Origin of the sequence: Solemya elarraichensis gill symbiont, from assembly GCF_002021095.1 — a bacterium.
In the GTDB taxonomy this organism is placed as follows: Bacteria; Pseudomonadota; Gammaproteobacteria; order Chromatiales; family Chromatiaceae.
Map to the genome: position 1 here is coordinate 1 of NZ_MPRK01000220.1, position 2816 is coordinate 2816.

The following is a 2816-nucleotide window of genomic DNA, read 5'->3' on the forward strand; positions in this document are numbered from 1 at the left end:
CTGGAAAGCAGCGTTAAATCGTTTTATGATCGAGTTTGAAGATCGACTCATTGACCATATTTGAACAGGGCAGTTACACAGAATTATCTACAGGCTCAACATGAATCCGGCAGTTGTTAATACTGTCAATATTCCTATTATCTTCATAAATAGCACTCGTCGGGAGACGACTAATGGCACACGCAGCATCAAGTATTAATTCAATGTCAACCACGCCTTCCAGTAACGGGCCTGCTGGTACAGACAATATTGGAACGAATTTAGATCTCCAATTCCAGAATATCCAGGCAGCCCTGAGAAAACAGTTTAGTACGGGAACGATCGCTTCTGCAACTACCACCGACCTCTCTTCGGTTGCCGAGGGTGTGATTACCGTCACAGGAACGACCACGATTACCGGCTTGGGAACGCTCACAGCGGGCATACAGCGTACTTTGATCTTCGCTGACGCATTGACCTTTACCCACAATGGAACGTCCCTGATTCTCCCTGGAGCGGCGAATATCACGACTGCTGCGGGTGATGTGGCGATAATGACCTCTTTGGGGTCGGGTAACTGGCGTTGTATCGGGTACATGGAAGCAGCAGCAACACCTCTTTTGAGTGCTTATGCCAAGTATGGGGACACAACAGCAAACTTCACTGGCACACTGCAAAACGGTGGTTCAAATGTCGTAGTCGATACGGATATAGGGGTCACTGTCCAGTCTTATGACGCAGCCACCCTGGAAGCAGATGTCCCCGACGTTCTAACCGCAGGTTTTGCAGGTGCTGTTTACGATAACGGCACACAATCGGGTGCAGGTACTCTTACCCCTGATGAGGCAAATGGAAACCTCCAGAAAGCAGTAAACGGTGGAGCGCATACCCTGGCACCTCCGACTAACAGCACGACCCTCGTCCTTCAGTACACCAACAATGCATCAGCGGGAACAATTACAACATCAGGTTTCACCAAGGTAGACGGGGCATTCACGACAACAGACGGTGATGATTTCATGTGCTACATCACCAAGAACGGCACTTTTTCATATCTCAATATCGTGGCGTTACAGTAATGTTAATGCCAATTATGAGTCCGGTAGTCCTGGCATCTGTCTCTTACGTTGGCGAGGATCAGAGTACGAGTGATGGTCCTTACAACTTCTCTTATGACGTTTCCGGCTCAACGGGTAAAGAGAGAGTATTTGTCCTCGCTTTTATCGGTGAGGGTCTTTCCTTGTCTGGAGTCACGATAGACGGTGGCGCAGGTGATCTTGTTGAGGACGAGGGTGGTGGTAATCCGTACATGTATCAGAAGGTGATAGCGGCAGAGACGTCCACAGTCAACGTCACCATTACCGAGAGCGGTTCTTCACAGCAATGTAAGGCTGTGGCATGGGTCATCTCAGACTACAACTCATCCACCAAGGTGGACTCTGGTGAAACAGCGACAAACGCAACCAATATTGTCCTGACTTCCCAATCGGGAGGTGTTTGTATCGCATTTGCCGTTGATGGCAGATCAGGGAAAACATTCACCTGGACGGGTGTCACTGAAGATGTGGATAGCGACTATGACGGTGATTTTACCTATTCTGGTGCGAGTGGCAATACGTCAGGTGCGTCAATTACCGTGAATGCAAATAGTTCAGGCAGTAATTTTGATGGCTGTGTAGCGGCAACGTGGCGATGATTATTCCCTACATTCTCGGTGGCAGACCTCTCGCTTGAGCTGGTGGAATGACTTGCCCGACTGGAGAGGTTCATTTGACCGATGGTGCTGCTGCGAGTGTCGGCATGGGATTGGTATGTAACCCGATATTGAAAGCGAAACTCGCTATCAGGCCAAACGAACTGAAGAAAAGCGGATTGCTGAATGTTCTGATGAAACACCCCCATACACCTATGCAGGCAGACAGGGACTGTTGATGGGTGGCAGACAGGACTAGCGATCAAAATCCAAGCCACCCAAGGTTTATAGCTTGCAAAGCAAAGAGTATAAGAACAGCAATCATGTATGTGTATTCAAGATACACAAGATAGAAGAATAGTAATACAGTGGTGGCTATGATTTGAAGTATCAAAAATACCGTTTCCATAATGTCCAAGCTGTTTTGAAAAAGAAAACACAAAATATTATACAGGAACCATTGCTTTTGCAATGGCTTACCAAGTAAATAAATCAAAAAAATCGAGGTGATCAAATGCCAGTGAAGAAAGTGAATGGCGGCTACCGCTATGGTACCAAGGGCAAGACATATCGTGGAAAGGGGGCAAAGGCCAAGGCCAAGGCCGCTAAGCAAGGCCGAGCGATCAAGGCATCACAAGCTCGTCGTGGTCGCAAAGCGTAGTTTAAGCGACGCGATTCTGGCTGACTCAGAAAGTGAGGTGGTCTAATGGTCTGGTACAACCCAGTTAAGTAAGATTGACTTAACTGAGGAAGATAATCAATGACGACCCGAAAGAAGTATTCAAAAGAATTCAAGCTAGACGCAGTGAGCTTGAGCGCAAGAAGTACAAGGTGACGACGAACAGCGACCACAAGCAACCGGTCTTCAAGAATCTGGTCAAACGTAACTTCGACGTTGATCGATTGGGCCAGGTGTATGCCGCTGACATCACCTATGTATGGACCCAGGAGGGTTGGCTCTATCTGGCCGTGGTGATCGACCTATGTACCCGGAAAGTGGTGGGGTGGAGCATGAGTTCCAGGATGAAGACACAACTGGTTTGCGATGCTTTACAAATGGCAATCTGGCGCCGTCAGCCCAAGACCGGACTGATGCATCATTCGGATCGTGGCTCGCAGTATGCCAGCAAGGCCTTCCGTCGGT

Annotated in this window: 4 protein-coding genes and 1 pseudogene; all 5 read left to right on the forward strand. The window is 48.4% G+C overall.

The window, feature by feature from the left end:
* Positions 1–173: 173 nt before the first annotated feature.
* Positions 174–1058 (forward strand): hypothetical protein, encoded by an 885-nt coding sequence (locus tag BOW51_RS09265; RefSeq protein ID WP_135568208.1) that lies wholly within the window; start codon positions 174–176, stop codon positions 1056–1058.
* On the forward strand, positions 1058–1675 hold the full coding sequence (locus tag BOW51_RS09270; protein WP_078477477.1) for a hypothetical protein: 618 nt from the start codon (positions 1058–1060) through the stop codon (positions 1673–1675). Before BOW51_RS09265 ends, BOW51_RS09270 begins: the two co-directional genes overlap by 1 nt.
* Positions 1676–1749: 74 nt before the next feature.
* Complete coding sequence (locus BOW51_RS11250; RefSeq protein WP_167367305.1) at positions 1750–1911, forward strand: hypothetical protein; 162 nt, start codon at positions 1750–1752, stop codon at positions 1909–1911.
* A gap of 275 nt (positions 1912–2186) precedes the next feature.
* Entirely contained in the window at positions 2187–2333 is a 147-nt protein-coding gene (locus BOW51_RS11255; protein WP_167367306.1) for a hypothetical protein, read from the forward strand.
* A 155-nt stretch (positions 2334–2488) separates the two neighbouring features.
* Positions 2489–2816: pseudogene (locus BOW51_RS09275) on the forward strand (DDE-type integrase/transposase/recombinase); the annotation flags it as partial.